14 protein-coding genes are annotated in these 14058 nt (G+C 54.5%); 12 read left to right on the forward strand and 2 right to left on the reverse strand.

The genetic code is table 11. The features are described 5' to 3' along the window. The first annotated feature begins 4 nt into the window (after window positions 1–4). The 6 genes from ACO5R6_RS03150 to rpsA all read left to right on the forward strand — a co-directional run bounded on the left by ACO5R6_RS03150 (window position 5) and on the right by rpsA (window position 6615). Window positions 5–1414: an oxaloacetate decarboxylase subunit alpha gene (locus ACO5R6_RS03150; protein WP_485625735.1), complete on the forward strand. Its 1410-nt coding sequence runs from the start codon at window positions 5–7 to the stop codon at window positions 1412–1414. Between the two features lie 246 nt (window positions 1415–1660). Continuing rightward, complete coding sequence (locus tag ACO5R6_RS03155; RefSeq protein WP_485625736.1) at window positions 1661–2584, forward strand: MurR/RpiR family transcriptional regulator; 924 nt, start codon at window positions 1661–1663, stop codon at window positions 2582–2584. Next, the gene (locus tag ACO5R6_RS03160) at window positions 2577–3941 is read left to right on the forward strand and encodes a BaiN/RdsA family NAD(P)/FAD-dependent oxidoreductase (RefSeq protein WP_485625737.1); all 1365 of its coding nucleotides are present in this window, start codon (window positions 2577–2579) and stop codon (window positions 3939–3941) included. Before ACO5R6_RS03155 ends, ACO5R6_RS03160 begins: the two co-directional genes overlap by 8 nt. Window positions 3942–3958: 17 nt before the next feature. Beyond that, complete coding sequence (gene cmk, locus ACO5R6_RS03165; protein WP_485625738.1) at window positions 3959–4627, forward strand: (d)CMP kinase; 669 nt, start codon at window positions 3959–3961, stop codon at window positions 4625–4627. Window positions 4628–4658: 31 nt separating this feature from the next. Next, complete coding sequence (gene ispH / locus ACO5R6_RS03170) at window positions 4659–5519, forward strand: 4-hydroxy-3-methylbut-2-enyl diphosphate reductase (protein ID WP_485625739.1); 861 nt, start codon at window positions 4659–4661, stop codon at window positions 5517–5519. Next, on the forward strand, window positions 5500–6615 hold the full coding sequence (gene rpsA / locus ACO5R6_RS03175; RefSeq protein ID WP_485625740.1) for a 30S ribosomal protein S1: 1116 nt from the start codon (window positions 5500–5502) through the stop codon (window positions 6613–6615). Before ispH ends, rpsA begins: the two co-directional genes overlap by 20 nt. 118 nt (window positions 6616–6733) lie before the next feature. Here rpsA and ACO5R6_RS03180 read toward each other — a convergent pair whose 3' ends face one another. Both ACO5R6_RS03180 and ACO5R6_RS03185 read right to left on the reverse strand, forming a co-directional pair. Further along, window positions 6734–7309 carry a DUF308 domain-containing protein gene (locus tag ACO5R6_RS03180; RefSeq protein ID WP_485625741.1) on the reverse strand — a complete coding sequence of 192 codons (576 nt, stop codon included), beginning with the start codon at window positions 7307–7309 and terminating at the stop codon, window positions 6734–6736. Window positions 7310–7373: 64 nt separating this feature from the next. Beyond that, window positions 7374–8462, reverse strand: a complete 1089-nt coding sequence (locus ACO5R6_RS03185) for a ribonuclease H-like domain-containing protein (RefSeq protein ID WP_485625742.1) — start codon at window positions 8460–8462, stop codon at window positions 7374–7376. 191 nt (window positions 8463–8653) lie between these two features. On the opposite strand from ACO5R6_RS03185, the gene rsxC reads away from it, so the two are divergent. From rsxC to ACO5R6_RS03215, 6 genes are read left to right on the forward strand one after another with little or no spacing between them, the layout of a single operon-like run. Continuing rightward, window positions 8654–10003 (forward strand): electron transport complex subunit RsxC, encoded by a 1350-nt coding sequence (gene rsxC, locus ACO5R6_RS03190; protein WP_485625743.1) that lies wholly within the window; start codon window positions 8654–8656, stop codon window positions 10001–10003. A gap of 10 nt (window positions 10004–10013) precedes the next feature. Next, on the forward strand, window positions 10014–10961 hold the full coding sequence (locus ACO5R6_RS03195) for an RnfABCDGE type electron transport complex subunit D (protein WP_485625744.1): 948 nt from the start codon (window positions 10014–10016) through the stop codon (window positions 10959–10961). Continuing rightward, entirely contained in the window at window positions 10958–11587 is a 630-nt protein-coding gene (locus tag ACO5R6_RS03200) for an RnfABCDGE type electron transport complex subunit G (protein WP_485625745.1), read from the forward strand. The genes ACO5R6_RS03195 and ACO5R6_RS03200 overlap by 4 nt, the downstream gene beginning before the upstream one ends. Beyond that, window positions 11587–12555, forward strand: a complete 969-nt coding sequence (rsxE, locus tag ACO5R6_RS03205) for an electron transport complex subunit RsxE (protein WP_485625746.1) — start codon at window positions 11587–11589, stop codon at window positions 12553–12555. Before ACO5R6_RS03200 ends, rsxE begins: the two co-directional genes overlap by 1 nt. A gap of 15 nt (window positions 12556–12570) precedes the next feature. After that, a complete protein-coding gene (locus ACO5R6_RS03210) occupies window positions 12571–13152 on the forward strand; it encodes an electron transport complex protein RnfA (protein WP_485625747.1) in 582 nt (193 codons plus the stop codon). 2 nt (window positions 13153–13154) lie between these two features. Then, complete coding sequence (locus ACO5R6_RS03215; RefSeq protein WP_485625748.1) at window positions 13155–13991, forward strand: RnfABCDGE type electron transport complex subunit B; 837 nt, start codon at window positions 13155–13157, stop codon at window positions 13989–13991. The last annotated feature ends 67 nt before the right edge of the window (window positions 13992–14058 follow it).

The following is a 14058-nucleotide window of genomic DNA, read 5'->3' on the forward strand; positions in this document are numbered from 1 at the left end:
ATACATGGCTGACAAGAAATTACAGATTACAGAGACCGTCCTGCGCGACGCGCACCAGTCCCTGATCGCAACCCGCATGACAACGGAGGAGATGCTTCCCATCGTTCCCGCCATGGATCAGATCGGCTATCATGCGGTGGAGTGCTGGGGCGGCGCTACCTTTGACGCCTGCCTCCGTTTCCTCAAAGAGGACCCCTGGGATCGTCTTAGGAAGCTCAAGGCCGGATTTAAGAAGACGCCCCTGCAGATGCTCTTTCGCGGACAAAATATCCTGGGATACAAGCCGTATGCGGATGATGTTGTGGAGTATTTCGTCCAGAAGTCAATCGCAAACGGCATTGATGTGGTGCGGATCTTCGACTGCCTGAATGACCTGCGCAACCTGGAGACGGCAGTCAAGGCGACGGTCAAGGAGGGAGGACACGCACAGGTTGCCCTTTCCTATACCCTGGGAGATGCCTATACTCTTGATTACTGGATGAAGAAGGCCAAGGGCATCGAGGAGATGGGAGCCAATTCCATCTGCATCAAGGATATGTCCGGGCTCTTAATCCCCAAGGCCGCAACAGAACTTGTCACCGCCTTGAAGTCCGCCACAGACCTGCCCATTGAGATTCACACCCACTACACTTCCGGCGTGGCCTCTATGACCCTCCTGAAGGCGGTTGAGGCCGGAGCGGATATCATCGACACGGCCATCTCCCCCTTCGCCCTTGGCACATCCCAGCCCGCGACAGAGGTCATGGTTGAGGCCTTCAAGGACACACCCTACGATACAGGGCTTGACCTGGATAAGCTGGCAGAGATCGCCGAGTACTTCGCCCCCATCCGTCAGAAGTATATTGACAATGGACGTCTGGACCCCAAGGTGCTCGGTGTAAACATCAAGACTCTGATGTATCAGGTACCGGGAGGTATGCTCTCGAACCTGATCGGACAGCTCAAGGAGCAGGGTAAGTCGGATAAGCTGCAGGAGGTCCTGGAAGAGGTCCCCCGTGTAAGAAAAGACCTAGGCGAGCCCCCCCTGGTTACGCCCTCTTCCCAAATCGTGGGAACCCAGGCGGTCTTCAATGTCCTGATGGGAGAGCGCTATAAGGTCGTGACGGACCAGACCAAAGACCTCCTTCTGGGCAAGTATGGAAAGACTGAGAAGCCTTTTAATCCTGAGGTCCTTGACAAGGCCCTCGGAGACCGGAAGTACGAGGCGATCAGCTGCCGCGCGGCTGACCTTCTTGGCCCCCAGCTGCCGGAGATGAGGAGGGCGGTTGCCCCTTACAAGCAGCAGGATGAGGACATCCTGTCCTACGCCCTCTTCCCCCAGGTGGCCACCGACTACTTCAAGTACCGGCAGGCTCAGCAGTCCAAGGTTGATGTCAATCTGGCGGACGGCGAGAACGGGGCTTATCCCGTGTGAACATATTCGGCACCGGATCTTGTAATCTGCCACCCGGGTGAGGGTGTGCTTTCATGAGAACGGCGGAGGAGGCAAGATGCCTCCTCCTTTTTTGTGAGGGGAAATAGCCGTCTTGGCAGGGGAAATGAGCCGGAAGGATGAATTTCAGACTTGAAGGGAAGAAGATGAACCGAAGATGCCGTTGGACAAAGCGAGACCCTCTTTCTATAATAGGTGAGTGCTATTGTGAGGAGAGAGGAAGCGGATATGGCTGTTAAGAATGTCCTGATGACCCGCATCAACGCGGAATACAGCAGGATGAGCAAGGGGCAGAAGAAAATCGCCAATTATATTGCAGACTATTATGACCAGGCGGTCTTTATGACGGCGGCCCAGCTGGGCAGAACGGTCGGGGTCTCTGAGTCCACTGCGGTTCGATTTGCTATGTCCCTGGGATATTCCGGCTATCCGGCCTTTCGGAGAGATCTGGAGGATAATGTCAAGAACCGGCTGATTAAGAGTCAGGAAGTCAAGAGCCAGAACAAGCGGGCCGGCAAATCCCGGATTCTGACACAGGTCCTGGAGTCTGACTGCCGGCAGCTGGAGGAGACCCTGCGTCAGACAGACCAGAATGCTTTCGAGGAGGCGGTGGAGATCCTCTTGTCGGCCGGGAATGTCTATATCGTAGGTCTGGGCGCCTCCGCCCCCCTGGCCGGGTATCTGGCCTCTTATCTGCGCCTGGTCAGAAATCATGTCCATATGATTACCAGCCTCAATGTCTCCGAGATCTATGAGCGGATGATCCATATCTGCTCCGAAGACTGTCTTCTGGGAATCAGTTTCCCCCGCTATTCCATGCGGACGCTCAAGGCGATGGAGTTCGCCAATGCCCGGTCGGCCAAGGTGATCTCTCTGACAGACCGGATCACCTCTCCCATGAATCTCTATTCTTCCTGCAACCTGACCGCCCAGGCGGAATTAAATGAGATTGCGCCCTCTCTTGTCGCCCCCATGAGTCTGATCAACGCCCTTCTGGTCGCCATGACCCAGGAGAGGAAGACCGAGGTCGCAAGGCAGATGGAGACCCTGGAGGAGATTGCCAGAGACTATGCGTATGACGGGATGGATGAGATCAACTCGTCCGATGATTCCGTGGGGATGGACTATCCGGGTCAGGTGAACTATGTCTGAGATCATTGTTATCGGCGGCGGCGCGGCCGGTCTCATGGCAGCTTATGCCGCGGCTGACCATGGGGCAAACGTTAGGATCCTTGAGAAAAACGAGAAATTCGGCAAGAAAATTTACATTACGGGAAAAGGCAGGTGTAATTTTACCAATGCTTGTGACCGGGAGGAGTTCTTCCCCCACCTGGTCAGCAATCCCAAGTTCATGTATTCTGCCTTCTATGGCTTCGACAATCAAAATGTCATGGACCTGTTTGCCCGGGAAGGGATGCCTTATAAGATTGAGCGGGGGGATCGTGTCTTCCCCCGGTCCGACCACGCCTCGGATGTAACGGCCACTCTGGTCAGGCTCTGCCGGGACCGGGGGGTGAAGATGGAACTCGGCTGCAGGGTCAGAGACCTGGTCACCTGTGAGGAGGCGGCCTCTTTCGGACAGACTGACCGCAAAGATGCCGGGTCCTCCCCGCAGGAGCTTGTCACGCAGTCACCCGCGCAAAGAAGGGTGACCGGACTGGTCTTAGAGGACGGACGTGAATACGGGGCAGACGGGGTCATCCTTGCGACCGGCGGCCTATCCTATCCATCGACGGGAGCGACGGGAGACGGATACCGGATGGCCGCGGGGCTTGGCCACTCTCTAAGGGAGCCTATCCCAGCTCTGGTGCCGATGACGGTAGAAGAGAAAGACCTGCTGACCCTGCAGGGACTCTCTCTGCGCAATGTCAGCTTCTGCGTCCTGGGGCAAACGGGGAAGAAGCTCTATGAGGGATTCGGAGAGATGCTCTTCACCCACTTCGGGATCTCCGGCCCCTTGATCTTGTCTGCGTCAAGCATCCTAAGCAGACGCCTTCGCAGGGAGAAAAGGCTCAGCGCGGAGATTGACCTGAAGTCTGCTCTGACCCGGGAGGAATTGGATCTAAGACTCCAGAGAGAGATCAGAGATAAGATCAATAAATCCTATAAGAACCTCTTCGGCGGCCTCCTGCCATCCAAGCTGATCCCGCTTATGATCGTGAGGACCGGCATTGATCCGGACCGCAAGATGCACGAGATCAGCAGGGAGGAGAGGGCACGGATCGTACACTGCCTGAAGCATTTTCCTCTGACCCTGACCGGAACCGGGTCATTTTCGGAAGCCATCATCACCCAGGGAGGGATCTGTGTCAGAGAGATAAACCCCTCCACAATGGAGTCAAAACTTGTGAAGGGACTCTATCTGGCGGGCGAGATCATTGATGTGGATGCTCTGACGGGGGGCTTCAACCTGCAGCTGGCCTGGTCGACAGGCTATCTGGCCGGGATGAGCGCAGCGGAGAGTCAACAGGGAGAGAGCCGGATGGCGGGAGCCCCGGGCGGGAAATAAAAGGAGCGAGGAAAACCATGGGAATGAACATTGCGATTGACGGTCCCGCCGGAGCCGGAAAGTCAACGATTGCCAGGCAGCTGGCGGAGAAACTGGGCTATATCTACGTCGACACCGGCGCCATGTATCGGGCGATTGCCCTGCATCTGCTTCGGTCGGGCGTGAACCTTGAGGATGAAAGCGCTGTGGCAGAAGGGGTCAGAGACTGTCGGGTATCGCTTCGCCACAGGGACGGCCGGCAGGAGGTCCTCCTAAACGGAGAGGATGTGAGTCATCTGATCCGGACGGAGGAGGTGGGAAACGCCGCCTCGGCCAGCAGCGTCTATCCGGCTGTCAGGGACCGTCTGACGAAATTACAGAGAGAGCTGGCCGCAAGAGAAAACCTGGTTATGGACGGGCGGGATATCGGGACTACGGTCCTCCCCCATGCCCCTCTTAAGATCTATCTGACCGCCTCCGTCAAGACCCGGGCGGAACGAAGAGCCAGGGAGTATGAGAGAGAGGGAGTTCCCTATGATCTCGCGCGGATCCGGAGGGATATCGAGGACCGGGATGACCGGGACATGCACCGTGAGATTTCGCCCCTGATCCAGGCCGAGGACGCAATCCGGATCGACTCTTCGGAGATGACCATTGAGCAGGTTGTCGACCGGATCCTGTGCCTGGAGAGAGAGCTCCACGGATGATATAAGACCGGTGAAGAAGAGGAAAGCTGCGATGAAAAATGTGATTTTAGCTCCGTCTGCCGGATTTTGCTTCGGTGTGCAGAGGGCTGTCGATATGGTAGACCGGGAGATCCGGAGGAAGCAGGGGCCGATCTATACCTATGGTCCCATCATTCATAACGAGATCGTGGTCGGAGAACTTGAGGACCGGGGGGTGTCTGTCATTGAAGAGGGGAGCGATCTTGCGGCGTATGAGCCGGGCACCGTTATTATCCGTTCGCATGGGATCACAGCCGGAGTCTACCACGAGCTGGAAGACTGCGGATTTCGAATAGTGGACGCTACCTGCCCCAATGTTCTCCGCATCCACCGCCTGGTGGAGAAGTATGCCGGGGCAGGCTACCATATTCTGATTGTCGGGAATGCGAAACATCCGGAGGTGGAGGGGATCATCGGCTGGATTCCAAAGAAGAGCCCCTATTCCGTCATCATGACAGAGGCGGAGGCCGAGGCGGTCTCTATTCCGGACCGGTGCAAGGTCCTGGTTGTCTCGCAGACCACATTCAACTACAAGAAATTTGGTCAATTGGTTGAAATACTTGAACAAAAAGGATATGATATTACCGCTGTTAATACGATCTGCAATGCGACGGAAGAGCGTCAGCGGGACGCTTACGAGATCGCACGCAAGACAGACGTCATGTTGGTTATTGGAGGAAAGAGCAGTTCCAATACACAGAAATTGTATGAGATCTGCAGCCGTGAATGCAAAAAAACGTACTTTATCCAGACTATAGATGATCTTGATGTGTCGGTACTACAATCCATTCAAAATGTAGGCATAACAGCAGGGGCCAGCACCCCACAAAAAATTATAAAGGAGGTTCAAAATAATGTCAGAAATGAGTTTTGAACAAATGCTGGAAGAGAGTCTTAAGACAATCAGAAATGGAGAGGTAGTTGAAGGCACGATCCTATCCGTCAAGCCGGATGAGATTATCCTGAACATCGGTTACAAGTCCGATGGCGTCATCTTAAGAAGTGACTACTCCAATGACTCCAACCTGGATCTGACCACCCTGCACAAGGTTGGCGACACCATGGAGGCCGTTGTCACCAAGGTGAACGACGGTGAGGGTCAGGTGAGTCTCTCATACAAGAGACTGCTCCAGGAGAAGGGCAACCAGAAGCTGGAGGCCGCTTTTGAGAATGAGGAAGTGCTCACAGCTCCCGTAACGCAGGTTCTCAAGGGAGGTCTCTCCGTTGAGATCGAGGGAACCAGAGTCTTCATCCCCGCGAGCCTTGTGTCAGACCGCTATGAGCGCGACCTGAACAAGTATCTGGGACAGGAGATCGAGTTCAAGATCACAGAGTTCAATCCCCGCAGAAGAAGAATTATCGGAAACCGCAAGATGATTCTTGTAGAGCGCAAGAGTGAGGTTCAGAAGGAACTCCTTGAGAAGCTCAAGGTTGGCGACGTCATCGAGGGAACCATCAAGAACATTACCGATTTCGGAGCTTTCGTGGATCTGGGCGGAATCGACGGACTTCTTCACATCTCTGAGATGAGCTGGGGCCGCGTTGAGAACCCCCGCAAGGTCTTCAATGTCGATGACAAGGTTCGCGTCTTCGTCAAGGAGATCAACGGTTCCAAGATCGCACTCTCTCGTAAGTTCGCAGACGAGAATCCCTGGAACGGTGCATCGGAGAAGTTTGCAGTCGGCACGGTTGTCGCAGGCAAGGTTGCCCGCATGACCGATTTCGGTGCCTTCATTGAGCTGGCACCCGGTATTGATGCCCTTCTTCATGTATCTCAGATCTCCAAGGAACATGTAGACAAGCCCTCGGACATTCTCTCTGTAGGCCAGGAGGTTACTGCGGTTATTGTCGAGTTCCGCGAGGCAGACCACAAGATCAGCCTCTCTATGAAGGCGCTGGATGATTCCAACTCCCGCTTTGCGCAGGATGAGGATGTCGAGACCGCGTACACAGACAGCGACGCCGAGTGATTCGACCGACGACCTGACAGGAGAGACAGATAAGAATATTTGACTGAAAAGAAGACTGGCTTCGGCATCTCTTAGTTGCATTTAGGTGTAGCTAAGGGATGCGGGAGCACAGTCTTTTTTAGTGTATCGGTTCTTCTTCCCGCTTTTGTACTTCCTCTTTCCCGGAATCCTTCTCCTCGGAGAGAGACATGCTCTTCTTGTCGCGGCTCCGCTCTGCCCGCATGAAGTCTAAGGTGTCAAAAATCATCTCAAAACCGACTAAGCGCACGTGAAATTCAAAGTGGTGAAAGGGATCGAAGAGGAGCATGACAGCGAAGACGAAGGAGAGGAGCAGCATCAGAGCCTGGGGGACAGTCAGTTCCCTCCCGTGCATAATCTCATCGACTTCATAGGCTCCTTCGCGCAGGGAGATAATTCCCCAGGTAATGCCGATGGTCACAAGGGCCTGTTCGGTCTGGAAGAGAATCACTGCGCCCAGGATCAGATAGAGGAGAGAGGTCCCGGTGTGAATGTGATGGGTCTTGTAGAAGTGATGCATGAACAGATCAAAGGCGCCGTAGAGACACATAAGCCCCCCGATGAGCTCGGAGGCGTAATTGGTGATCTGTTTTGGGAAAATAATCAAGACGATGCCGAGCAGAGCGAAGGCATAGATTTGTCTGTTGTGTCTGGCTCCTCGAAGAAAGTGCTTCATGGTCTTCTCCCTCTATCAATCCACTGTCGATCCACTGTCTGTAATTTCTCGAGTCCGTATCATGTCATTTCCACCGATAATTCTCGATGGAGCGAAGGATTGACTCTAAGTATCGCTGCATGAATTCTTTTTCTCGTTTGTCCGGGTACTCCAAATAGGCCTGTCTGCCGCGGTAGGTCTCATAAAAGAGAGGCAGGTCCCCGGGCTTAGGGAGGAAGTCGGCCAGGGGAAAGAAGACGCCATCCTTCTTGACACAGCAGATCTTAGGCGTAGCCCTTCGGCGGCGTGAAGAGGCGATGCTCTCACCCAGGGCTTTTGGAATCACGATGTCTTCCTCCGGAAGATAATAGTAATTCTCGGGGTGGTCGAGCTCGTAGCGCATAGAAGCCCTTCGGAGGGGAATCAGAGCGCGAAGGAGGTCTTGATCCATCAGCATATTAAGGGCGGCCGACCGGACTCTGGCCGGGATCGGAAGAGACAGATCCAACTCGGCCGTCAGAAGGAGGTCCCGGCCATCCGACTGAAGATCGGTCAGGACCACATGGGCCTCTTTCAGTTTCTCGTAGGAGAGAAGGGAGAGAAGAGGGTACATGCCGAAGACATCGTCGTGGTTGTGGAGGGCCAGGAGGGATTCCCCTTCTTGCGATCCCATCCGGCCATAATCCCGGTAGACTTCAATTAATTCCCCCCCGCTGCACCGGTCCTCGCGGTCAATATGCAGGGCTCTTTCAATTGCCTTCTGCTTGCAGGAGGACAGTTGAAGGAGGGACTTGTACTTCCTTGCAATCCGGTAGAGATCGATGGAAGCCAGATCATCCAGGGAAAGGGAGAGACGATGCCTCTTGGCCCGGGTCGCAAGGAAGGGGAGGTCGAACCGGTGGCCATTGAAACTGATGACGGCCTTCTTGTCAGCAATATAGTCAGAAAAGGCGGCCAGGATCTCAGCCTCGTGATCCGGGGTCTCAGCGAAAAACTGTCTTAAGATCAGGCGGTCATCCCGGCGCTCGGCGCAGCCGATCAGATAGATGGAGCAGGTCTCCGCAGAGAATCCGGTCGTCTCGATGTCCACAAGGAAGGCTCCGGAATCAAGAGCCGGGTATGCGGTTGTCCCTGTCTGTCCTTCCAGGGGAAGAGAGTCTGTCCAGATTTTCATGGAATTATTCTAACACTTGAGGCCGGAAGAGGTAAGGTCGAAGGATGAAAAGTTAGTCAAATATAACAAAAATTCTCTTCTTTTTGTCGGATTTGTTTTGTGAAAGATACAAAAATTTTCTTGAGGAAAGATGCCTGAAATGGACAGAATGCTATAATAGCGATAGCTTAAAGTTTATGGGAGGATTAAGTATGTCTTTAAAAACATTTAAGGGCGGCGTCCATCCGATCGAGGGCAAGGAGCTCTCCAAGGATCAGCCGGTCAAAGAGCTGCTTCCCGGCAAGGAATTGGCTTTTCCCCTCTCCCAGCATATTGGTGCTCCCGCCAAGCCTCTTGTGGCTGCGGGTGATACGGTGCTGCGAGGGCAGATGATCGCGGAGGCGGGAGGATTCGTATCTGCTCCGATCTACTCCTCTGTATCGGGGCGAGTCAAAGGAATTGAATCCCTTATGGGCGCAACCGGATCCCCGGGTACGGCAATCATCATTGAGAATGATGAGGAGTACAAAGAAGTCGAATTTCAGGAATGCGATGAAACCGATTATCTGAGCAGGGAAGAGATTATCGAGAAGATCCGCACGGCAGGCGTTGTGGGTATGGGAGGCGCAGGCTTTCCGACCGCAGTGAAGATGTCTCCCAAGAATCCGGACGAAATTGACACGATCATTGCCAACTGTGCGGAGTGCGAGCCCTTCCTCACCTCTGACTACCGGCAGATGATGGATCATCCCGAGGAACTGATCGAGGGAATGCGGATTATCCTGCGGATCTTCAGCAAGGCCAAGGGGATCTTCGGAATCGAGAACAATAAGCCCGACTGCATCGCAAAATTGAGGGAAATGATCAAGGATGAGCCCCGCATGTGCGTGGTTCCCCTCAAGACCAAATACCCGCAGGGCGGTGAGCGCCAGATTATCTATGCCTGCACCGGCCGGGCCATCAACTCCAAGATGCTGCCTGCGGATGCGGGATGTATCGTCGACAATGTCGCTACGATCTGCGCCATATACAAGGCGGTTCGCTTCGGAAAACCTGTCATGGATCGCATTTTCACAGTATCCGGTGACGCGGTGACTGAGCCCAGGAATTATCACATTCACATCGGGACCTATATGGACGAGATTCTCGCCGCTTCCGGCGGGACCAAGGAGGAGGTCGCCAGGTATATCTCGGGCGGCCCCATGATGGGCTTTGCCATGTTCGACACCCATGTGGCGACGACAAAGACGACCTCTGCCCTTCTGGCAATGACAGCCAGGACCTCAGTCCTCTATGAGGCTTCGGCCTGCATCAATTGCGGCCGCTGTGTGGAGGCTTGCCCGGAGAATCTGATCCCCTGCCGCCTGGCTGATTATAACGACCGGGGACAGAAGGATCTCTTCGAGCAGTGGCATGGTCTCGAGTGCATTGAGTGCGGATCCTGCTCCTTTGTGTGCCCCGCGAAAAGGCACACCGCGCAGAGCGTGCGGCTGATGAAGAAGCAGGTGATGGCGGACAAGCGAGCCGCGGCCTCTAAGGCCAAGGCCGAGGCAGCCAAGTAGGAGGTGAATTGTGAGTAATCTGTTGAATGTGACCTCATCTCCTCATGTAAGAGATAAGATGAGCACCCGCACCATTATGCAGTGCGTAATTCTCGCCCTGATGCCGGCCAGTATCTTTGGCGTGTACAACTTCGGCTGGTATGCCCTTTTCCTGATCTGCATCACCATACTGACAACCGTCTCTTCCGAGTGGCTCTATAACAAAATCACCCACAGGAAAAATACGACGGGAGATTATTCGGCAGTTCTGACGGGTCTTCTTCTGGCCCTCAACCTGCCGCCCACCCTCCCGTGGTTTGAGGCGGTCATCGGAGGCCTCTTTGCAATCTTTGTCGTCAAGATGGTCTTCGGAGGACTGGGTCAGAACTTCATGAATCCCGCTTTGGGCGCAAGATGTTTCCTCCTGATCTCTTTCGCGGGCGATATGACCAAGTTCGCTTTCGACGGACAGACATCGGCCACGCCCCTTGCCGTTATCAAATCCGGCAGTGGAAGTGTAGACCTCCTGTCCATGTTCCTGGGCCGTATCGGAGGAACGATCGGAGAGACCTCCACACTCTGTCTTCTGATCGGAGCTATTTTCCTCCTGTTTATGAAGATCATCGACTGGAGAATCCCTCTGGTCTATCTGGCGACCTTCTCGGTTTTTGCCCTCCTGTTCGGAAAGCATGGATTTGATCCTGTCTTCCTGGCAGAGGAACTCTGTGGCGGCGGTATCATCCTTGGAGCCTTCTTCATGGCTACCGACTATGTCACAAGTCCCGTCACACCCATGGGACGGGTTGTCTTCGGACTGGTGCTGGGGGTCTTTACAGGTCTCTTCCGTTTCTACGGATCCAGCGCGGAAGGCGTATCCTATGCAATTATCCTGTCCAACCTCCTTGTGCCTCTGATCGAGAGATGGACGGTTCCCATGGCATTTGGACAGGTTAAGGAGAAGAAGGGAGGCGCACAATGAACCGTATCGTGCATGACGCTCTGATTCTGACCGGCATCACATTGATCTCCGGTGTTTCCCTCGGTCTTGTCAACAACATCACTGAGATACCGATCAAGAATGCCAAGGAGGCTGCGACCAAGAAGGCTTATAAGGAAGTCTTCTCAGATGCGGCTGACTTCAAGCAGCTGGATGGCTTCGAGGCCGATGTGGACGCGGCAAAGAGCAAGGGATCAACCTATATCCACGAGAATGGTTTCCCCGACGATGATATTCAGAATGCGGTCGAGGCTCTCGATGCCTCAGGAAATCGGATCGGCTACGTCGTAACCGTGACATCGCACAAGGGATATGGGGGAGACATCACCTTCTCTGTCGGAGTCAAGAATGACGGAACGCTGAACGGCTACTCAATCACGACGATTTCCGAGACGGCAGGCCTTGGGATGAAGTCTACGGAGCCTAAGTTCAAGAATCAGTTCATGGACAAGAAGACGGATAAGGCTCTTGAGGTTGTCAAAGACAAGCCCTCTGCCGAGAATGAAATTCAGGCGATCTCCGGCGCGACCATTACCTCCCGTGCCGTGACCATCGGCGTCAACTCGGGTGTGGCTTATGCCAGGAGTCTGATGGGAGGTGACAAGTAATGAATAAACCATTAGAGAGATTGGTCAATGGTATTTACAAGGAGAATCCCACCTTCGTATTAATGCTTGGAATGTGTCCGACACTTGCTGTCACCACATCTGCCATCAACGGCATCGGAATGGGACTCTCAACCACAGCGGTGCTCGCCTTCTCCAATCTGATTATTTCGGCACTCAGAAAGATTATTCCGGATCGTGTGCGCATGCCGGCCTATATTGTCATCGTCGCATCCCTGGTCACAATCGTGCAGATGCTTCTGCAGGGGTATGCCCCGGCCATTAATGATGCGCTGGGAATCTATATCCCCCTGATCGTGGTCAACTGTATTATCCTGGGACGCGCGGAGTCTTATGCCTCCAAGAACCCGGTCATCCCCTCCTTCTTCGACGGGCTTGGCATGGGACTCGGATTTACCTGCTCGATTACGGCGATCGGACTGGTCCGCGAGTTCTTAGGCGCAGGCCAGCTCTTTAAGATGCAGGTTCTGCCCCTGGCGGATGTCGGCAAGGTCGGCTACACACCCATCACAATCTTTGTGCTGGCTCCCGGTGCCTTCTTCATCCTCTCCATCCTGGTCGCTGTGATGAATGTCGTCCGCAAGAAAGCGGAAGCCAAGGGCAAGCCCTTAGCTCCCGCCCAGGGCTGTGTCTACACGGGCGACTGCGGCGGATGCTCTCTTAAGGATCACTGCCAGGGAATGACCCGGGCCACGGTGGAGTTCACCGAGGCCGAGAGGGAAAAGGCAGAGAAGATGAAAGAGGCTCTTGCGGCCAAGGCCAAGGCTAAGGCAGAGGCGGAAGCGGCCAAGGCTAAGGCAGAAGCGGAGGCGGCCAAGGCTAAGGCAGAAGCGGAAGCGACCAAGACGACAGAGACTTCTGAAGAGCCGGCGGCAACCGAGGCCAAGGCAAAAGAGACTGCCGCCGAGACGGCCGGGGCCGAAGAGAAGACTTCTGCCGACAATGACTGAGGGAGGTGAGCAAAGATGGCTTCGTTGCTTTTGATTTTTATTGCGGCATCCGTTGTGAATAATGTTGTGCTCAGCCAGTTCCTGGGTCTGTGCCCCTTCCTGGGCGTATCCACCGACGTCAAGACAGCCGCAGGTATGGGAGGCGCTGTTGTATTCGTCATCACGATCGCATCGGCGGTGACCGGCGCTATCTATAGCTTGATATTAGGGCCTAATAAATTGGACTATCTGAATACGATTGTCTTTATTGTTGTGATCGCAGCCCTGGTACAGTTCGTTGAGATGTTCCTTAAGAAGAATGTCCCGGCCCTCTACCGGTCCCTGGGCGTCTATCTGCCCCTGATCACGACGAACTGTGCCGTACTTGGCGCAGCCCTGAACATCGTTCAGTACAAGTACAATGTCTTGCAGGGAGTGATCTACGGAGCCGGTGTATCGGTCGGCTTTTTGATCGCGATTGTGATTATGGCAGGAATTCGCGAGAAGATTCAATTCAATGACTTTCCCGAGCCCTTCAAGGGAACGGCTTCTGTCCTTGTGACCGCCGGCTTGATGGCAATTGCATTCTTCGGATTCTCCGGAATGATCGGGAGGTAAGTATGATAGGAATTATTCTTGCAACAGTAGTTGTCGCCGGATCCGGCGTAATTGTCGGTTTTTTCCTTGGATTCTCCGCGGAGAAGTTCGCTGTTGAGGTTGATCCCAAGGAGGCGGCTGTACTTGATGTCCTTCCGGGAAATAACTGCGGCGGCTGCGGATATACCGGCTGCGCTGCTCTTGCGGCGGCGATTGCCAAGGGGGAAGCCCCGGTTAACCAGTGCCCTGTCGGCGGTGAACCGGTTGCGGCCCAGGTCGCTGAGATCATGGGTGTCTCCGCGGACGAGACAGAGCGGGAAGTGGCCTTTGTCCGCTGTTCCGGTAACTGTGAGAAGGCGGAAGACAAGTATGAATATGAGGGACTCATGGACTGTGTCGCAGCCTCACAGGTTCCCGGCGGCGGAGCAAAGGCCTGCTCCTATGGCTGCCTGGGCCTGGGAACCTGCGTCCGTGCCTGCCCCTTTGACGCCATTCACATTGTAGATGGAATTTCTTTTGTAGACCGGGAGAAGTGCAAGGCTTGCGGCAAGTGTGTCGCCGCCTGCCCCAGGGATATTATTGAGATGATACCCTATAACTCCTCCTATGCTGTCTCCTGCCTCTCCGAGGACAAGGGGGCCAAGGTCGGCAAGGTCTGCAAGGCCGGCTGCATCGCCTGTCATATGTGTGAGAAGGCCTGCCAGTATGACGCGATCCATGTGGTTGACAATATTGCTCATATCGATCAGTCCAAGTGTGTCGGTTGCGGCAAGTGCGCAGATAAGTGCCCCAAGAAGGTGATTCTCATGCAGAATGTTCCCCTGGCTGAGGAGAACCGGGCCAAGCAGGCAAGCTTGTAAAGACTTCTTCGGATACCTGACGTATCCGGGCGTCTTCCATTATCAGAGTTATAGGACAAAACGTGTC

This window comes from Shuttleworthella sp., from assembly GCF_057251025.1.

What these genes read in the sequence shown, in the direction of transcription:
- ACO5R6_RS03150 (WP_485625735.1), top strand. Translation starts at nt 5, where the DNA reads ATGGCTGACAAGAAATTACAGATTACAGAGACCGTCCTGCGCGACGCG.
- ACO5R6_RS03155 (WP_485625736.1), top strand. Translation starts at nt 1,661, where the DNA reads ATGGCTGTTAAGAATGTCCTGATGACCCGCATCAACGCGGAATACAGC.
- ACO5R6_RS03160 (WP_485625737.1), top strand. Translation starts at nt 2,577, where the DNA reads ATGTCTGAGATCATTGTTATCGGCGGCGGCGCGGCCGGTCTCATGGCA.
- cmk (WP_485625738.1), top strand. Translation starts at nt 3,959, where the DNA reads ATGGGAATGAACATTGCGATTGACGGTCCCGCCGGAGCCGGAAAGTCA.
- ispH (WP_485625739.1), top strand. Translation starts at nt 4,659, where the DNA reads ATGAAAAATGTGATTTTAGCTCCGTCTGCCGGATTTTGCTTCGGTGTG.
- rpsA (WP_485625740.1), top strand. Translation starts at nt 5,500, where the DNA reads ATGTCAGAAATGAGTTTTGAACAAATGCTGGAAGAGAGTCTTAAGACA.
- ACO5R6_RS03180 (WP_485625741.1), bottom strand. Translation starts at nt 7,309, where the DNA reads ATGAAGCACTTTCTTCGAGGAGCCAGACACAACAGACAAATCTATGCC.
- ACO5R6_RS03185 (WP_485625742.1), bottom strand. Translation starts at nt 8,462, where the DNA reads ATGAAAATCTGGACAGACTCTCTTCCCCTGGAAGGACAGACAGGGACA.
- rsxC (WP_485625743.1), top strand. Translation starts at nt 8,654, where the DNA reads ATGTCTTTAAAAACATTTAAGGGCGGCGTCCATCCGATCGAGGGCAAG.
- ACO5R6_RS03200 (WP_485625745.1), top strand. Translation starts at nt 10,958, where the DNA reads ATGAACCGTATCGTGCATGACGCTCTGATTCTGACCGGCATCACATTG.
- rsxE (WP_485625746.1), top strand. Translation starts at nt 11,587, where the DNA reads ATGAATAAACCATTAGAGAGATTGGTCAATGGTATTTACAAGGAGAAT.
- ACO5R6_RS03210 (WP_485625747.1), top strand. Translation starts at nt 12,571, where the DNA reads ATGGCTTCGTTGCTTTTGATTTTTATTGCGGCATCCGTTGTGAATAAT.
- ACO5R6_RS03215 (WP_485625748.1), top strand. Translation starts at nt 13,155, where the DNA reads ATGATAGGAATTATTCTTGCAACAGTAGTTGTCGCCGGATCCGGCGTA.